This window comes from Acinetobacter lwoffii (assembly GCF_024129715.1).
Classification (GTDB): Bacteria; Pseudomonadota; Gammaproteobacteria; order Pseudomonadales; family Moraxellaceae; genus Acinetobacter; species Acinetobacter lwoffii_U.
The window spans coordinates 1-17,858 of sequence record NZ_JAMXXM010000034.1 but is presented as its reverse complement, the minus strand read 5'-3'; the positions used below and the strand labels follow the sequence as shown (position 1 = coordinate 17,858).

General features: G+C 38.5%; 11 protein-coding genes and 4 pseudogenes. 5 read left to right on the top strand and 10 right to left on the bottom strand.

Features of this window, described 5'->3' with window-relative positions; translation table 11 throughout:
- Positions 1-400: 400 nt before the first annotated feature.
- On the bottom strand, positions 401-1,582 hold the full coding sequence (locus NI462_RS14000; RefSeq protein ID WP_004647792.1) for a helix-turn-helix domain-containing protein: 1,182 nt from the start codon (positions 1,580-1,582) through the stop codon (positions 401-403).
- 201 nt (positions 1,583-1,783) lie between these two features.
- Between NI462_RS14000 and exaC the strand changes: the two genes are divergently transcribed.
- The gene (exaC, locus tag NI462_RS13995) at positions 1,784-3,295 is read left to right on the top strand and encodes an acetaldehyde dehydrogenase ExaC (RefSeq protein WP_253161106.1); all 1,512 of its coding nucleotides are present in this window, start codon (positions 1,784-1,786) and stop codon (positions 3,293-3,295) included.
- A gap of 177 nt (positions 3,296-3,472) precedes the next feature.
- On the opposite strand, the gene pnuC is transcribed toward exaC, so the two are convergent.
- From pnuC to NI462_RS13980, 3 genes are read right to left on the bottom strand one after another with little or no spacing between them, the layout of a single operon-like run.
- On the bottom strand, positions 3,473-4,042 hold the full coding sequence (gene pnuC, locus NI462_RS13990; RefSeq protein ID WP_004281962.1) for a nicotinamide riboside transporter PnuC: 570 nt from the start codon (positions 4,040-4,042) through the stop codon (positions 3,473-3,475).
- Between the two features lie 28 nt (positions 4,043-4,070).
- Positions 4,071-6,251 carry a TonB-dependent siderophore receptor gene (locus tag NI462_RS13985; protein WP_191112722.1) on the bottom strand — a complete coding sequence of 727 codons (2,181 nt, stop codon included), beginning with the start codon at positions 6,249-6,251 and terminating at the stop codon, positions 4,071-4,073.
- A gap of 40 nt (positions 6,252-6,291) precedes the next feature.
- A complete protein-coding gene (locus NI462_RS13980; protein WP_155861424.1) occupies positions 6,292-7,497 on the bottom strand; it encodes a phosphotransferase enzyme family protein in 1,206 nt (401 codons plus the stop codon).
- 768 nt (positions 7,498-8,265) lie between these two features.
- Here NI462_RS13980 and NI462_RS13975 point away from each other — a divergent pair.
- Positions 8,266-9,266, top strand: a pseudogene (locus NI462_RS13975) (IS30 family transposase).
- A 573-nt stretch (positions 9,267-9,839) separates the two neighbouring features.
- Here NI462_RS13975 and NI462_RS13970 read toward each other — a convergent pair.
- Positions 9,840-10,016 (bottom strand): hypothetical protein, encoded by a 177-nt coding sequence (locus NI462_RS13970; protein ID WP_171260806.1) that lies wholly within the window; start codon positions 10,014-10,016, stop codon positions 9,840-9,842.
- Between the two features lie 300 nt (positions 10,017-10,316).
- Here NI462_RS13970 and NI462_RS13965 point away from each other — a divergent pair, with 300 nt between their 5' ends.
- Positions 10,317-10,490: a hypothetical protein gene (locus NI462_RS13965; protein WP_004281965.1), complete on the top strand. Its 174-nt coding sequence runs from the start codon at positions 10,317-10,319 to the stop codon at positions 10,488-10,490.
- A 19-nt stretch (positions 10,491-10,509) separates the two neighbouring features.
- Here NI462_RS13965 and NI462_RS15155 read toward each other — a convergent pair.
- A pseudogene (locus NI462_RS15155) lies at positions 10,510-11,007 on the bottom strand (IS4 family transposase); the annotation flags it as partial.
- A 316-nt stretch (positions 11,008-11,323) separates the two neighbouring features.
- Positions 11,324-12,013 (bottom strand): GntR family transcriptional regulator, encoded by a 690-nt coding sequence (locus tag NI462_RS13955; protein ID WP_004647775.1) that lies wholly within the window; start codon positions 12,011-12,013, stop codon positions 11,324-11,326.
- 889 nt (positions 12,014-12,902) lie between these two features.
- Here NI462_RS13955 and NI462_RS13950 point away from each other — a divergent pair.
- Positions 12,903-13,617, top strand: a pseudogene (locus tag NI462_RS13950) (IS5 family transposase).
- A gap of 50 nt (positions 13,618-13,667) precedes the next feature.
- Here the strand turns inward: NI462_RS13950 and NI462_RS13945 are convergent.
- Positions 13,668-14,579, bottom strand: a complete 912-nt coding sequence (locus tag NI462_RS13945) for a ParB/RepB/Spo0J family partition protein (protein ID WP_004647773.1) — start codon at positions 14,577-14,579, stop codon at positions 13,668-13,670.
- A gap of 13 nt (positions 14,580-14,592) precedes the next feature.
- Positions 14,593-15,366 carry a ParA family protein gene (locus tag NI462_RS13940; protein WP_004647772.1) on the bottom strand — a complete coding sequence of 258 codons (774 nt, stop codon included), beginning with the start codon at positions 15,364-15,366 and terminating at the stop codon, positions 14,593-14,595.
- A gap of 857 nt (positions 15,367-16,223) precedes the next feature.
- Between NI462_RS13940 and NI462_RS13935 the strand changes: the two genes are divergently transcribed.
- On the top strand, positions 16,224-17,396 hold the full coding sequence (locus NI462_RS13935) for a replication initiation protein (RefSeq protein WP_253161104.1): 1,173 nt from the start codon (positions 16,224-16,226) through the stop codon (positions 17,394-17,396).
- A 373-nt stretch (positions 17,397-17,769) separates the two neighbouring features.
- Here NI462_RS13935 and NI462_RS13930 read toward each other — a convergent pair.
- Positions 17,770-17,858 (bottom strand): annotated as a pseudogene (locus tag NI462_RS13930) (IS5/IS1182 family transposase); the annotation flags it as partial.

Genomic DNA, 17,858 nt, shown 5'->3' with positions numbered 1-17,858 from the left:
AATTATCAAAGTTCTGTTGCTTTAGCCTGTATATTTTTATGGCTACCTTTATAGGGTTAATTATGAACAGTAAATGTCAACAGACCCTAATCCCATGGTAGAAAAATGCCACTATTTTTTTAGCCCGTTCTAGCCATAAATAAAATTTCATAGCGTATTATCTTACGATTATATTTGATCCCTGAGGAATAAACTGCGCGTCCTTCAAATGACATGAAGGTGAGCGTAGCTGATATCAAGCATCTAGGCAAACAGCAAACTGGGTAGCCACTGATAAAAATTTTAGGATCAGGTTCAGTCTAAATTAATAAGTAAACTCACAGTAAGCAAGGATAATACTTAATATTCCAGAATATTCCTATTTTAACTGTTTAGCTTTGTACCGACAGTTACATCAGCTTTAAAGATTTTTATATTTTAACAGAGTCTGATGAACGGGATGGTTTTTGGGCATCAGTTCAATCAGGCGTTCTACAGCATCAATCGCTTCAGGAAAATGTGCCACATGTTTCAGCAAGACATCGGTTTCATTAGCCTTGAAAATGGCATCGCTCAGGCGTGATTCCAGACAATCTCTCCAAGCGCATAGAAATGGACTTTCTGTTTTGGCCAGAAATACGCCGGTACATAATTTCAAGGCTGAATCGATATACCCAGCATCTAAAGATTGCTCTGTCATTAAAAAATCAGCCTCTACATGCGCCAATAAACGATAGGGTCTGGAACCCAGCATACCACCTAATAAATCGCGTAATTGTGACATTTCTGCTTTTAAAGTCCCCATACTGACCTTGCGCTCGCCATATAAGGCTTGATGCAATGTATCTAGACTCAGACCCTGCGGACATAAGGCTAGAATGGTCAGAATTTCAATCTGTCGAGGAGTCAGAACCAGCATCTTGCCATTAAACAGCACTTGAGGTACTGAAAAAGCTCGAATAAACAGGCGCTGCTTCTGGCATTCTAGTAGAGCCGACTGGATGATCGTAGCACAGCGCTCCGCAGCTAGTAGTGCTAAACTGTTATGCTTTGGCCAGGTAGTCGACAGATCAATGACACCTAAGACCTGTTTTGAATAGGGATCAATAATCGGGGCAGCGTAACAAACCCAATCATGAATGGAGGACATGTAATGTTCACTGGAAAAGACACAGCTGGATTGTTGAGTTTTTAAGGATAATGCCAATGCATTGGTTCCGACTAGCTCTTCGCGCCATTGCCCACCTTCAATAAAATGTACACTTTCTGCGGCACTTTGCATTTGTGGGCTAGAAGCTGCCCAAATGATGGTGCTGCCGATATCTCCGACCGCCAGCACCATAGAAGATTGCTCGGCAATATGTTTTAAATCCTGAGCACAATGTTGCAGGGCTTGGGCTAAAGTTGAGGAAGAAGTGGTCTTTTTTAAATCCGTCAGCGGTGCTGCTAAACGATTCTTCGGGATTTCAGCCGAGGATGAACGTTGCCAGGAGCTGGCAATACTCTGTCCCAGCTGTTCTGCATGTAAGGGAGACAAACTGCTGTTTTGCCGAAGCTGATCAGTATTGTGCCTTTTTTCCATCAAATCTTGTTTTGTCATCATTCCTTATTCTCACAACAATTCATGATTTACATCCGCTGTAATCGTTATTTTTTTAAAATGGATGAAAATATCGTGAACATGCTAGCCCCAACCTTTTTCCAACCTTATACCAGTTATATTAATCAAATAAGGTGCAGAAGTACCTTATACCAAAGCTGTAGAAGCGGTTTTGCCATACGAAAATAAGCAAAGGAAATAAATATGCGTTACGTCGATCCTAATCAACCTGATTCAAAAGTTCATTTTAAAGCACAATACGAGAATTTTATTGGCGGCGAATGGGTCGCTCCGGTCAAAGGTGAATACTTTGACAACATCTCTCCGGTAGATGGCAAAGTCTTTACCAAGGTTCCGCGTTCTTCTGTAGAAGACATTGAATTGGCCCTGGATGCAGCGCACAAAGCCAAAGAACAATGGAACAGAGCATCGCCGACCACCCGCTCCAATATTCTGTTGAAAATTGCCGATCGTCTGGAACAAAATCTGGAACTGCTGGCAGTGGCAGAAACCTGGGACAATGGCAAACCGATCCGTGAAACGCTGGCTGCCGATATTCCGCTGGCTATTGACCATTTCCGTTATTTTGCCGGCTGTATTCGTGCGCAGGAAGGCGGCATTTCCGAAATTGATGAAGATACGATTGCTTATCATTTTCATGAGCCGTTGGGCGTCGTGGGTCAGATTATCCCGTGGAACTTTCCGATTCTGATGGCTGTCTGGAAACTGGCACCTGCCCTGGCTGCGGGCAACTGCATTGTGTTGAAACCTGCAGAACAGACTCCGGTCAGCATTCTGGTGCTGGCTGAACTGATTCAGGATATTTTGCCACCGGGCGTGTTGAACATCGTCAATGGCTACGGGGTCGAAGTCGGCCGTCCACTGGCGACCAATCCCCGTATTTCCAAGATTGCCTTTACCGGTTCCACCGCAGTGGGTCAGATGATCATGCAATATGCGACTGAAAATATTATTCCGGTGACTCTGGAACTTGGCGGTAAATCACCAAACTTGTTCTTTGCCGACATTATGGATCAGGAAGACGATTATCTGGACAAAGCGCTGGAAGGTTTTGCCATGTTTGCCCTGAACCAGGGTGAAATCTGCACCTGTCCATCGCGTGCGCTGATCCAGGAAAGTATTGCTGACGAATTTCTGGCGCGTGCCGTTGAACGGGTGAAACGGATTAAAACCGGGCATCCGCTGGATACTGACACCATGATTGGCGCGCAAGCCTCACAGGAACAACAGGACAAAATTCTGGGCTGTATTGCCACTGGTCGTGAAGAAGGCGCACAGATCCTGACTGGTGGTGAAGCACGTCAGGAAGTGGGTCAAGGTTTCTATATTGAGCCGACTATCTTTAAAGGCACCAATAACATGAAGACCTTCCAGGATGAAATCTTCGGGCCTGTATTGGCTGTGACCACCTTTAAAGACTTTGATGATGCGATCAAGATCGCCAATGATACGATTTATGGACTCGGTGCCGGTGTCTGGTCACGCTCAGCGCATACCTCTTACCGTGCAGGCCGTGCTATTCAGGCAGGTCGGGTCTGGACTAACTGTTATCACATCTACCCTGCCCATGCGGCTTTCGGTGGTTATAAAAAATCAGGGATTGGGCGTGAGAATCATAGAATGATGCTGGATCATTATCAGCAGACTAAAAACTTGCTAGTCAGCTATTCGACCAAACCAGCCGGGTTCTTTTAAGAAGTGAAATACATTCAAAGCGAACTTCGGTTCGCTTTGAATGTATGGTAGCTAGCTTTCACAAAATATCAGCAACATCTTCAAGCTGCGGCCAATTCAAATAAAGTTTTTAGTCTATAAATACTTTTTTTAAAGGAAAGAGCATCACCTCAAATTTCTATTTGCAATAGTGTCATTTCAAGATAATTTCACTCTATAAAGATTTCGCCACATTCTCCAGCCATTGAGTGCCAGAAGAATAAAAATAAAATAAAGCACGGCGGTTAAATACAATGACTTATAGCTATACATGCCGACATAAATCACATCTAACACACACCATAATCCCCAGCTTTCAATATATTTTTTTGCCGCCCAATAACTTGCCACCAAGCTAAAAGAAGCCAACATGGAATCCAACCAAGGGAGTGATGCTGTGGTGAAATGAGCAAATAAGGCGCCAATCACCAGACCGGCGACAATACCCACAATCAGGCTATATACCCAGATTTTTTTATTCAAATAGCCAATCTGCACGGTGATAGCCTGGTCATGATTTTTCTTCGACCAGCTATACCAGCCATACAGTTGCATCAAGATAAATACGGCTTGTAATGCTGCGTCTGCAAATAAATTGACACGATAAAAAATAATCATATATAAAAATACAGCGACAATATTCACCAACCAGCAGACTTTATATTGTTTGGAGGTCAACCAGACACCTAAAACGTTTAAAATAAACGCTGCAATTTCTATATTTTCCATAGCAATATAACCTGATTAAGCAGCCAATTTAGAAGTTCAGATTGAATGACAAGGTTGCTGTACGCGGCGAACCCAAGAATAAATAATCGTCACCCAAAAATTCACCTGCATCACGCCAGTATTTCTTGTTGAACAGATTATTAATATTCAAGCGTAGCAATGCATCGGTCGTATTTAGTTTAAATTGATAAGCAGCGCCTAAATCAACCACACTATAACCTGCAACTTTCGCAGCACCCTCTTTGTTGGCATATTTGCTGGAACTGTATTGACCACCTGCCAGAACAGTGAAACCTGCAATGCTCGGTACGTTATAGCGAAGATGTGTTGCGAAACGAGCTTTTGGCACGTTTTGCGCCTGATGATTACCATATTCAACCGCTTCCACATTTTCTAAACGGGCTTTGGTCAAGGCTAAAGATGAAGTTAAGGCCAGATGGTCGGTTAATGCACCATTCAGTCCTAATTCCAGGCCCTGACTATGCTGTTCGCCTTCCGCAATAAAATAGCGAAGTCCTGAAATCGGCTTGCTATATTGATTGTCCTGACGTAAATCAAAAACGGCTGCAGTCAACAGGAAATCATGGATCTGTTGTTTGAAACCAATTTCATATTGCTCTGAATAGATGGGTGCTAGAGTTTCAGCCGCATTCTCTGCAAACCAAGGCGCTGTTTTTCCATCTGACAGGCCTTTAGCATACGAGGCATAGACGGTAGTCGATTCCAAGGGGCTATAGCTGATCGCAAATTGCGGTAAAAATTTGCCTAAATCAGTATCGCGGACTTTTACCCGATCTGCATCATATGCTTGTTCATCCAGCTCGATCCATTTTCCGCCAATCAAAGTGGTCCAATGTTCATTCCATTCAATACGATCAAGAAACGTCAATGCAGTTTGTTTACTGTCTAAAGCTTTAAAATAAGGACCTAGATTTCCTTCTTCTGGGATCCTGTCGTAGGTATCTTGGTAAATATTACCAACATAGTCTTCTGAATTTATGTACTGGTTTATACCGTTGTAACGATTTCTAGATTTATCGGTGTAAGTCAAATCAAAGTTAAGGTGATGTTGTACCCAATTGGTATCAATCACCCCATCCAATTTGACTTTAAATTGATTGGTTTTAAAGGTTTCATCTGGATTCTGATAATCGTAAATATCATACTCGCCAGCTTTACCAAACGTGTTACAGGAATACTCTTCCAGACAGCCTTCCCGATAATAACCATAAGCAAAGCTTGAATAGTCATCAACTCTGGATTTACTGTGTGCTGCAACGAGTCCCAGGTTCCAGTCACTATTCAAAGCATAGCTATATTTTAAACTGCTATTCAGACTATCGATCGTGACCGGTTTGCCCCAAGTCTGGTAACCCAGCAATCGATCCCATTTCACATTTTCTGGGACTTTGCCATCGAGTAATTGATAGCCTGGCACTGATCTTTGTTCGGAACGCTGTGCTTCAAGATCAAATTCCAATTTAGATTGCTCAGATGTTTTCCAATCTAAGGCCAATGCCGCTAAATAGCGTTCACCATCCACATGATCGACATAAGACTCAATCTGTTCATTCACCAGATTGATGCGATATCCGAATTGTTGCTCATCACCCCAAAAACCACCTAGATCAGTTGCCACTGAAAACTGTCCATGTTGATCAGCAGAGAATGTCAGGGCCTGGATATCTTTAGGTCGCTTTGTGACATAATTGACCACACCACCCGGGGTCGACATACCACTTTGAATCGCGGAAATGCCTTTTAAAATTTCCACACGTTCTTTGTTTTCAAGTGCAACATTTTGTTCACCACGAATCACATTGCCATTAATGAGGTAGCTTGATGCCAAATCGAGTGCAAAGCCACGCGAGACAAAGTTTGGATAATAGCCAATTGCAGCATAGCCCTCACCGATGGCTGCATCATTTTTTACCACATCGCTCAGCACACGAGCATGTTGTTCAGCAATGAGATCGGCAGTCAAGATAGAGACCGATGCAGGGAGTTTTTGCAGACTGTTCGTAGCAAATCCTTCAACATTCACTTTGGCACTCGAGTAAGGAATGCTTTGATCGGCGGTGATAACAATCGTGTCAAGCTGTTGCACAGCGTCTTCAGCATAAGTCAGCGGGGCTAAACACAGCTGCGACAGAATGATCATATTTAAAGATCGAGTTAATACATTCTGTTTGAGTTGACGAGTGTTCATACGAAACCTTATGTCTGTGAAGTGGGTGATGATGCTGGGTTTAGAGAGAGCATTGAGAAGATTGCAATTCATCTTGAATGAGCCGGGTTAAGGTCTGGGTAAATTGTTGACCTTGTTCGCCAAAGAACCAGTCCACATGACCGATAATCCAGTCGTAATAAGCAGCATCTGCATGTTGCTGGTTTTGAGTAATCCCAACAAAATACTCAAGCTCTGAAAAAGCGAAATCCAAATGCACGATTTTCAGTAGTTCTGGCAAAATACTAAAATCTTCTTGTGGATGTACTTCAGAAAAATAAGCATGTAGAAAGGCGGTTAAACCAGCTTCATCAATCTGAATATGTGGGCTCTGCTCTAATTCCAACCAATCAATGAAATTACGTTCAATCGTCACAGCCAGATCATAAAGTGCAGAGTTTCGGTCAGATAAACCAAAATCAATTACGGCAGTAATTTCAGCTTTGGCATCCGGCGCTGACCAAAACAGATTAGAAGCGTGTAAATCGTTATGGGTCCAAATTTTGCTTGCCTGTTGCAATACAGGCTGAATACGCTGGTGAACCTGTAAGATTCGATCTAAAAAGTAAGGATCTAAATTTTTATCGGCAAAATAACGGCTTAATTCTGAACTGTTTGCAATGCGCTGTTGAATGGCTGTAATGATATTTTCACTGTCTAAAAGCTGCTGATTGGAAACCAAATAAGATGCTGATCTGCCCTGCTGTTCGGGAAAATCCTGCATCGCCAGATGTAGTCTGGCCAGTAAAGCCCCTGCCTTGGCGGCATGTTCAGCATAGAAAAAAGGTTTCCAGGATTGCTGATCTGCATACAGATCTAAACCGGCTGCTTTTGCATAAACTTCATAGGTCCAGTCACCCACCTCTAAAGCAGTCAGATCTTGATTTGACCTAATCAATGCTGCAACAGGAATTTCTTTGCTGGCTAAATGCTGAAGAACGGCATGCTCCTGTAAAATATCGTGGGCACGACGAAATGAACAATGACTGCGCTTGATCAAATACTGATGCGCGACTGCTTCATCCCTGCTCACAAAATCCTGCTCCACCTTGACCAGCGCCGCAGATGAAAATGGCCGGGGACTACACCACAAAATCTGAATATGACCTTGTAAACAGGAATAATGCTGCTGCAGGCTTTGTAATTCTGGATCAGAAATATGTGCCCAGTCTTTATGTTCCCAGGCATTGCCCATACCATGACCTAAATCATCAGTCATTGTGGTCATTATCAATATTCCTGAGCCAGATCATTATGTAATAATGGAAAATCATTGTTTAGGCGAACATGCAAACAGTATTTTTAAATACATTTAATATTGAAGACACGCCCTAAAATTAAGTGGTACATACCAGTATTAAATTGGAGGCAAGTTTAGCCTTATAAATATAAAAATAAAATAGATCTCTCGCATAAATCAAAAAATGATCTTCTTTTTGGTTAATATTCGAACTCCAGATTTCTTAGCATTCGCGCATAATCTGCGGATGAAATACATCAATTCAAACAAGCTTTCTGATCCTCAGTTCAAGCGATAACATAGTTTTGAAATGCACCGTAATTCATTTTCATGACTTCACTAAGTAGCTCTTTAAATCCATGTTCCTCAGCAGCAAATTCTACCAGTGATTCATTGTTCAGATCAGTAACACATGCCATGGTTGTACACTTGAATGATTTTGGTCTTTAATGAAGTTCTTTAACGGCTCAGTATGGATTGCCCAGGTATCGAAGTCTTTCATCTGTATCTGACGAACTTCAATGTCATTGATTTTGATGCTTCGATTCGTTTCTAAAAAAAATCATTCATAATGATGTCTCAAATTAGATTTTAATGACAAAAAAATACCCTGATGGTTATCCCATCAGAGCTAAATATAAAATTATTTATTTCTTAATTTGAAATACTTTGATCAATCAGTTTCTCAATAATATTAGAGGCAAGGCAGAGTAAAACTTGAAGTGCGACATAAACCACCTAATTAATTTAAAGGGTATGGAGTATATAAAATTGTCATACCATCATCTTAACTTTGAAGATCGTACTGCATTAATGCTTGAGTCAAGAAAAGAAGGCTTTTCACCAAGAAAATTTGCCGAACTCATTAAAAGACATCCAAGTACGATCTATGGTGAGCTTAAAAGAAATAGTATCAATGACGTTTATCAAGCTCGATATGCTTCTGATAACACCTTCGCTAGACGTAGACGTAGTCACAGAAAGCTCAAAATCGATTCAATCCTCTGGAGATTTATTGTTGAAGCGATCCGTTGTTTATGGTCTCCTCAGCAAATATCGAAGCGTTTAAAGACAATTCCTGATTTGGATCAAACAATGAATGTAAGCCATACAACGATTTATTCAACGATACGAGCATTACCAAAGGGTGAGTTGAAAAAAGACTTATTATCCTGTCTGCATCATGAAAATAAAAAGCGAAAAGCTAACGGTGAACCTAAAAAAGATTCTATATTACAGGATATTAAAACTATTCATGAGCGCCCAGCCGAAGTTCAAGAAAGATACCGGGTCATTGGGAAGCCGATTTAATTAAAGGTAAAGACAATAAAAGTTCGATAGCAACACTTATTGAACGAAATACACAGCTCTGTATCTTGGCAACATTATCTGATGCAAAGGCAGAATCAGTGCGCAAGGCTTTAACTAAAGCTCTGAAATATTTACCTGAGAACTGCGTGAAACGTTGACCTATGACCGTGGACGTGAGATGGTAAAATTTAGGCATAGATGTATATTTCTGTGACCCACATTCACCATGGCAAAAAGGCACATGCGAAAATATGAATGGTTTAATTAGGCAATATTTACCTAAAGGGATTGATTTAAATCAGGCAGATCAGCATTATTTAAATCAAGTTGCCATGTCACTGAATACTCGTCCTAGAAAAGCGTTAGATTGGCTTACACTATTAGAGAAATTTTCTCAGCTTATTGATTATCATAAGGCTTTTGAAACTATCGCACCTCATGTTTGAATTCGCCCGCCTAAGGTGCTTTGATTCAGTTCTATTGAAGCTTTAAGATAATTTTCAAGCTTAATCTATACAGGTATATTTTGTTGAATTACGTTTTTTTATTAAGATATTTAAGGGAAAATTCTTACGGAAAAAATGTTTTTTATCACTGAACCATATACAAGTAGCTAAATTATCGTGCAATTTTTCAACCATCATTGGATGACTACCGTAAACTAGGTAAACAATATCACCAATATAGATATTATTCATCTTTAGTCAGCCAAGCATAAGATCAAAATTCTGAAACTTCTGATAAATAAATTAATGCCATCAATTGAGAACTTTTTTTAAGCTGAGAAAGCATTTATAAAGTCCAATTAAGTCCTTGTCCCATTTCATAAATAATGAGTATTAATGCAATTACCATTAGTGAAATCACAATGGCTTCGACCTTAGTGAGCATCTTAAATTCTCCACCTTTCATCTTTTATATAATAAACAAAGTGAACAATAAATAACAATAAGGTTACAAAAAAATTACTGGATGTTACAAAAATAGGGCTGGTAAAGAAAAATCTCTCAGAGGAGGTGCTAATTCTTTTCAAACTTAACCTTATGTACTGGGCGATGTCCTATATAAGACTCATGACCTACTGCGATCATATCAACACCACCTTCTTCTTCTAAACTTAATAAGAAAGTATGGACACCCTGCATGTCATTTAACTCAATATTATTGCTGATCCATTTCATCGTACCTGGTTCCATATTGTTTATTTCTTCTTGGATTTTATTGTAGGGGGGATTACCGCAGTTGACCATTTGCTATGCTCTTTTTATAATTTGCCATTAAATTATCTTCGCTATAAAAGATTTTTAAGAAAATCGGTCTGTATTTGGCCAATTAACGCTACAAAAAAAACTCATCCGATAAGTATTCTTACCTAAACCCAAGGTTCTATAACTTGGATCCTGAATATCTTACATACGCAGACATAGCTCATACATCGGAATTTAAACTTAGCCTCTACACTGAAATTAAGTTTTAGAAACATAGAGGAAATTCAGATGGAAAAGTATTCAAAGATTCTAATCCTGAGCTTATTTGGATTTACTGGAACAGTAGCTATTGCAGATGAATCCATTCCAATAGAAGCAACTGCCGCCGCCGAAGCACAACAGGTTGCTTTAGATTATGGAAATGAGAAAGACAAAAAATCTGAATCATCTGAAAGCCCTTAATTAAAGGAATGCCGGTCAGTTAAGAAATTGACTGGCATTTTCTTGGGTATTTCTGTGGTGTCCCTTTCATAACTCGTGGGCAACTCCTCACTCCCTCTCAGGCAAAACATATCTCTTAGATTTTTCCAGTAAACTTTCTAAATGTTTAGGTAAATTACCTGCGGAGTCTAAAGAGTCGAATCTTAATATATTCAGAATGCCAATAGATGCAATATGAAAGCTGGTTCTCAAAGGACTGACTTTTGCACGTTGAGCCATATGTTTCATTGTCTTCTTAGAATATTATAGGCAATACCCCCCATAATTCTTGATAAACTAAATCAGGTTGCTTGCTCCTCAAATGCTTGCCCTCCTGTAAATCACTTTTGATTTCTCGGTAACACATTTTTATTTCCCAGCGCTGAGCATAAAGCTTCGCCAAGCCTATCAGTGGATATGTCTTTGGGTCCATTAATAAAGTGATATAACGTCTAATTTTCCCTGCCTGCTTAACCTCAATCAAACGCGCTTCCCAATACCCTGTTGCCATTAGAGGCCAAAAGCCGCTGTAAACTGGATCCTGAACTAAAAATCTATAATCAGGAAATCAATAAAGAAGAATAGAAATTAAGTATGGATTGGCAGTCTAAAAACTTTCAAAATGCTTTCAGAACGTTATCGCAATAGAGCTAAAAGCCCCCCTTTTGAGATTCAATCTAGTTGCTGGAATTTATAATTTGCAACTGAGTAAGAATGATTTATGAAGGCGGTCTAATGCTAATCTAAGAAAATAAAAAAAATCCTAAAACCATTTAACTTCTTAGGATTTGAATGGGCAGGATATAAATATAAGCTTATGCTTGAATATCTAAGGTCATTTCAATTTTGTCCTGTGACCAGATTTCGATGTCATATTCAATCACTAGATCATCTGATTTTGAAATACGTTCAATATAAGTGGCGGTTTGACTTAAAGGAATACCTAAGTGCTGGCTCTCAAAATGAGACACACCGGTATTTTTAATTTTTAACTGACTACTCGTGTAATTATAATGAAAGTGATTTTTAATGACATCTTGTACCGAAGTAATCACATCATAATTCAGCACATTTGGAAACAGCGCAACAGGTAAATAATTATATTCTAGAAGTACAGGTACATCATCAGCATAACGTAAACGAATAATTTCAATAAAGCCCAATTTACGATTTTCTTCACTAAAAAGATTACTGTGATCCAATCGCTCCAACTGTCTGGTCGAGATTAGTTCAGTTCTGACATTAAAACCCTGTGCCTTCATATAAGAACGAAAATTTTCAATTGAGTTTGGAGAATATTGAATTTTTTTATTACTCACGAACCAGCCGAGATTTTGCCGTTTGAAAATTTTATCTTCGGCACGAAGCTGTTCATAGGCCTTACGCACTGTTTCCCTTGAACAGTCAAACTTTAATGCCAAGTACCGTTCGGATGGAATCATTTGATTAGAACTATAATTTTTCAATTCAGCCTCAATCAAATCTCTGATTTCCATATACTTCATTCAGTGAATCCAGTGAGTGCTCATAAATGATAAAGATAGTACTAAATTAAAGAACAGAGGAAAATTAAAAACAAGGTACGATCAGTAAAAAGATGCATTCCCTTGTTTTAATGAGAATGTTTAGCAGCATGATTAATACGTGATTCTGAGAGAATATCGTTGTCCATTCATAATGTTATCATTTATGCAAAAAGAATAGACTAAATTTGTCTAGTAGAGTGGTGACGGTTCAATCTAACTAAAAGGCATCTACCAAATGGCGGCTATTCGTAATAGTCGACTGAGAAAATCACGTACCTTGATTCTAAGCAGTTATTGCCCACCTCCATACTAGCACGTTTCCTGGCACAGTCCCTATCTGTACACTTGAATGCCTTTGACTATCTAAAGGTAATCTTTAAGAAAATGGGATTTATAGGGCAATATACTAAGATCTCTAGATCTGTTGAATTCGGCAAGCTCACTGAGTGTGGTTCCGTAACGTGACACTAGGTAACGTCTTGGGCTGCTGTCTGTAGGCAAAAATTAAAGCTGTGGTTTAAGGCTGGCATATTTTAAGATTTATTTTAATTTACCACTGATGTCTGGATTTTTAGCTAATTATACCATATCCAAAAAACATATATTTACTAATAATTGCTTAGGCTATTTATTATAAAAAACAACCATATATCATTGATATATGAACATTTATTTCTATTTTTTCTATAGACATAAATTAATTAATTTTTTAGGCCCCCATACACTATCTAAGCTGAGTCAATTAAAACCTGGTATAAGTCAATGTCACATTGACTTATAGAAATAATATTTAAAAACCTTTTTTTATTTTGAATTAGGGTGTCATCAATTAGCTTGAGAAAATCCTACCGGTCCTCATAATTTCTTCATGAATAAACGCTATGCATTAATAGATGATTGGTGGGAACAGGTTAAAGATCTGTTACCTGGACGAATGGGTACTGTTGGAGTAACGGCCAAAGATAACCGACTATTTGTTGAAGCGCTATCGTTCAGGTATCCCGTGGCGAGACTTACCCGAACGCTTCGGTGATTTTAGAGTAGTGCATACTCGTTTTAGTCTTTGGGCTAAAACAGGTGTGTGGCAGAGAGTCTTTGAAGTGCTGTCACATGACCGTGACAATGAATATGTGATGTTAGACTGCACCCCATTGTACGTGCTTACCAACACAGCGCTGGGGGGAAATCAGGCGAATAGGCGCAGTAAAGGGGGCTTAAGCACCAAAATTCATGCCCGTACTGATGCTTTAGGCAACCCGACAGGATTTTATCTCACGGATGGGCAGGTTCATGACTTAAACGGTTCAGATGTGTTGCTGGACTTATCGTTGAGCCAGACCTGGCTTATGGATAAAGCCTACAACTCCAGGGATCGGGTCATTAATCTAATTTTAGAGGCGAAGGGTCAAGTTGTGATGCCAGCGAAAAGTAATTCTATTGATCAGCGTGATTATGATTGACATATCTACAAGGCAAGACATCTGATCGAGAAATTTTTTGCCAAGCTCAAACAATATCGTGCTATTGCCACACGCTATGATAAATTGGCTCAAAACTTCTTATCAGCGATCTATCTGGCTTAATTGATGACACGCCCTAGTTTGAGATTGTCAAAAAAAAGTGTAGCAAATTGCTACACTTTTTCACTTTTCTGAATAAGCTGTTTTAAAAAATCTTCTAGTTGTAAGAGACTAGCTTCGTCAATTTCCGAGATATTCAGAGAAACCTTAAGCTGTTTTTGATTTAGTTTGATATTCCCCGCAATCTTACCTGCATATTCAATTTTTCTAACCACAGATGTTGTGGTCAGTTTTCCTGGATCCTGACTCAATATTTTTTCAGCATAGGCAGTAACTTTACTTTGCTCTAGTTTTTTGTCTTTTACTTTTTCCCAAGCCCCTAGCAAAGCCTTTTCGGCCTCAGAAAGTTGCTCTATATGATCCGACAGAAATTTTTTGAATGCAGTTGCAGCAGTACGACCTAGTAGGCCTGGTTCCACATCAAGGTCATTTAAAATTACTTGAGGCAGTTTTTCGTACGCTAAATACTTGTACATATCTTCGCGATTTAAACCCAGTGAATTGGCTAAACGTTGCTTGTTTTTCTTTAACTTCTCATCAAGTGAGTTCAGGCCAATAAAAATTTCATAATCTGTCAGGTCCTGACGCTTTAAATTCTCTGCTAAGGTTAACAAAGATGCTTCTACATTATTCGCATCAATGATAATGGCTTCAATCACAGACTTGCCGAGTAAATGGTGCGCCCGTAAGCGCCGCTCGCCTGCAATGAGTTCATATTTCAGATTATCAAGTTTACGCACTGTAATGGGCTGCAAAAGACCGACTTCGTCAATGGAATCCGCCAGTTCTTTTAATTGTGACTCTTCAAATAATTTACGCGGCTGGTTTGGACTACGGCTGATATCCTCAATAGGAACATTACGTCTAAACTCTTTCAGCTCTCTAATATTGTCTTTCTGTGCTTGCTGATGTTTTTCTGTATTCTGTTTTAGTTTCTGAGCTAAAAGCTCTTTGGTGCTTGCCATAATACTCTCAGGTTTAAACTTTAGCTACAATTTCATTGGCAAGGCTTTCAAAAGCCTTACGTACTTTTGAATTTTTTTCTACGTTCAAAAGTGATTGTTGCAGAATCGCTGCTTGATTAACTTTAGTACTTTGAGGAATGGTAGTCTCTAAAAGTTTTCCTACCTGTTTCAAGGCTTCATTCCGAATCAGCTTACAAACATTCTGACGTTCATCATGCTTAATTAGTAAAGCGCCTAAAAGCTCTAAATCTGGATTAATACGTTTGATCTTTTCAAGATGATTTAAAAGATCTGTTACCCCATACAATCCATATTGTGATCCGGATTCGATAGGGATAATGACATGTGTTGAAGATGCCAGGGCATTGCTGGTTAATAATTTAAGACTAGGTGGACAGTCGATCAATATAAAATCATAAAGATCTTTTAACAGTTCTAACTTGATATTTAACTCTTCAGAAGGACGGGGAGCTTCTTCTTTTAGTTGGTCTTCAGTTTTTCCTAAATTCAAGGAACCATAAATTAATGATACTTTTTCAAAGTTCGTTTCTTCTTGTAATGCATCTGCCAACAACGAAATATCGCCCACTAGTAATTCTGCTGTAGTCACAACAATTTCGCTTGGATGTTGGATCCCAATGTGTAAACTTGCGTTTGCTTGAGGATCTAAATCAATGACTAAAACCTTGTTGCCCAGATTGGCAAGTTCTGAGGCTAGGTGCACAACAGTCGTTGTTTTGCCACATCCGCCTTTATGGTTAGCAACAGTAATAATTTTTGCAGACATGCGTGTCAGATGCTTCCGTATTTGAATGTTTAGTAATATAAATAACTTTCACTCATCTTACTATAGTTTTAAAATTTATAAATCCTATTTGTTCAGATGTAAAACAGCTTAAAAATAAATCTTTAACTAAGCTAGCTTAATTAATAATTAGAATAATTAGTTATTTAGCTAATTAATAATTAAGAGTGCATTTTTATTATATAAAACAGATGCTTAGAGTTTTAAAAGTGGAAGGTTTGTCACCATAAAGTGGAAGGTCTGTCACTCTAAAGTGGAAAGTCTGTCACTCTAAAGTGGAAGGTCTGTCACTCTAAAGTGGAAGGTTTGTCACTCTAAAGTGGAAGGTCTGTCACTAGGGTGGAAGGTTTGTCACTGCTATTTTTTAAACCGCTATTTTTATTTAAAAATAATTTAAAAAACAATTATTTAATATGTTAATAAAGTCTCGTAACTAAGCCTTAAAGGTGGAAGGGTTGTCACTGTATGTTCTTAACCTGTGGATAATCTGTTTTTATTGGATATTTCCTGATGATTATATGTGCAGTTATACCTTTCGAATCTAACTGAAAGGTGGAAGCCTTGTCACATCAGGGTTTCTATTTAACTTAACCTATCTGAATGTGGGTGAAAAAAGTAAAAATAGTCATTCTAAACTGTAATTTCGGGGGCTAAAGGTGGAAGGTCTGTCACTGTAGGGTGGAAATACTGTATTTAATTCCACTTTAAAGGCAAAAAATCGGATAATAACGCTTTTTTTTGATGACGGACCTTCCACTTTTAGAATCTTGTGGTGAAAGTCTTGAAAGTTTTTCCACTTTTGTATATAAAAACTAAGTCAAATTATAAATATCACGGTTATGACAGAATCTGAACCATTGCAAGAAGAAACGAATTATATTCCCTACTGTATAGGCAACATTCGCCATAATGGCGTTGTCAGTACCAGTAACCGCTTAATTCGCCCAATCGAGTTGTCATCCAATGAATATAAGGCACTTCTATATGCAATGGCGGTTGCGAATTATAGTGAGAAAAATAGGGTAGATGGTGAAATTACCGAACAAACTTATATTTATTTGTATAAGGATGATTTGGCAGATTTACTAGGATTAAATAAACGTAACTCAATTAATGTTGCAATAGATCGGATCTATAAAGAGCTTTCATCCCGGGTAGCTCATTTTATTATTGAGGAGCCTGCTGATAATGGTAAGAGAAAGACTAAAAAAGTACATTCTGTCGTTCCCATTATCCGTGAGTTAAGATGGGAAGATGACTCTAAAAATGCGATTCAGATTCGTTTTACTAGTGAGGTGTTGCCGTATTTCACTCAACTGGCTGGGGGTAATTTTACTACCTATCAGCTAAAACATCTTTTTGCCCTAGATTCTGTTGCCAGTATGAGTCTTTATACTTATTTCATTAAAAACGAATTTAAGTACGCCAATCAAAAGAGTTATGAAGTGCCATTACTTTTAGAAAACTTGAAAGCACTGATTGATATTAATGAAACCAAATATGATCGCTGGGTAGATTTTAGACGCTATGTATTAGACAAAATAGTGGCAGAAATTAACGAAAATACAGATCTACAATTAGAGTATGAAACCGTTAAGAAAGGCCGTCCAATTGTAGGTGTGAATTTTAAACTGCATCATCGGATTGCTGATAAGGCACTGGATGAAATTGCAGTGATTGAAAAAATCTATCTTGATGTTCCATTTGAAGACAATGCATCCGTAAAAGAATTAGGGGCTAAATTCGATACGAATGTACGTTCTTGGTATATTTTTAATAATGATGAAAATTATCAGCAGTTCAAGAAGTGGTTTAAAAAAGTAGGATGCCTCACTGACTCTCAAGCAAATATTGTCATTAATGACACTTTATTCCAAATGGATTTTGCTGAAATTGGTATGGGGCTGAATGACTTTAAACGAAATATGAAGCATAAACTTAAAAATAATCCAGAATTCGTTCAAAGTATTCGTGAAAGACTGAATGATATTTTTGGTAAAGAGCTGATGTAGCGAAAAGTGTAGCAACTTGCTACACTTTTTTAAATATATGTTTGTAAAGTATACAAGTGGTAAGGACCCTAGGATAAAAACGACTCTGTTGGATAAAGGCTTTAGAGATAGATCTTCCCTAAGTTATCCAAATTCAAGTGACAACTTGGGTATGAGGTCTGCCTAATTCCTTAAATCTATTCAAAACGTAAGTGTTCGCTGAACACACCTTATGAATTCATCCTATAAGCCTTAATTTAGTCCCCACTTAAAAACAAGTGGGGACTAAATTTATGACTACAAATAACTAGGGTCTGTTGACATTTACTGTTCATAATTAACCCTATAAAGGTAGCCATAAAAATATACAGGCTAAAGCAACAGAACTTTGCTAATTTCTTTTGAGCTTGTCATATCGAGTAGCTATTCCTCTAAATTGCTTTAATCTACAAAACATATTTTCAACTAAATGCCTGATTTTAT

Excerpts from the sequence above, each read along its gene's own strand:
- NI462_RS14000 (WP_004647792.1), bottom strand. The coding sequence starts at position 1,582 with ATGATGACAAAACAAGATTTGATGGAAAAAAGGCACAATACTGATCAG.
- exaC (WP_253161106.1), top strand. The coding sequence starts at position 1,784 with ATGCGTTACGTCGATCCTAATCAACCTGATTCAAAAGTTCATTTTAAA.
- pnuC (WP_004281962.1), bottom strand. The coding sequence starts at position 4,042 with ATGGAAAATATAGAAATTGCAGCGTTTATTTTAAACGTTTTAGGTGTC.
- NI462_RS13985 (WP_191112722.1), bottom strand. The coding sequence starts at position 6,251 with ATGAACACTCGTCAACTCAAACAGAATGTATTAACTCGATCTTTAAAT.
- NI462_RS13980 (WP_155861424.1), bottom strand. The coding sequence starts at position 7,497 with ATGACCACAATGACTGATGATTTAGGTCATGGTATGGGCAATGCCTGG.
- NI462_RS13970 (WP_171260806.1), bottom strand. The coding sequence starts at position 10,016 with ATGGAACCAGGTACGATGAAATGGATCAGCAATAATATTGAGTTAAAT.
- NI462_RS13965 (WP_004281965.1), top strand. The coding sequence starts at position 10,317 with ATGGAAAAGTATTCAAAGATTCTAATCCTGAGCTTATTTGGATTTACT.
- NI462_RS13955 (WP_004647775.1), bottom strand. The coding sequence starts at position 12,013 with ATGAAGTATATGGAAATCAGAGATTTGATTGAGGCTGAATTGAAAAAT.
- NI462_RS13945 (WP_004647773.1), bottom strand. The coding sequence starts at position 14,579 with ATGGCAAGCACCAAAGAGCTTTTAGCTCAGAAACTAAAACAGAATACA.
- NI462_RS13940 (WP_004647772.1), bottom strand. The coding sequence starts at position 15,366 with ATGTCTGCAAAAATTATTACTGTTGCTAACCATAAAGGCGGATGTGGC.
- NI462_RS13935 (WP_253161104.1), top strand. The coding sequence starts at position 16,224 with ATGACAGAATCTGAACCATTGCAAGAAGAAACGAATTATATTCCCTAC.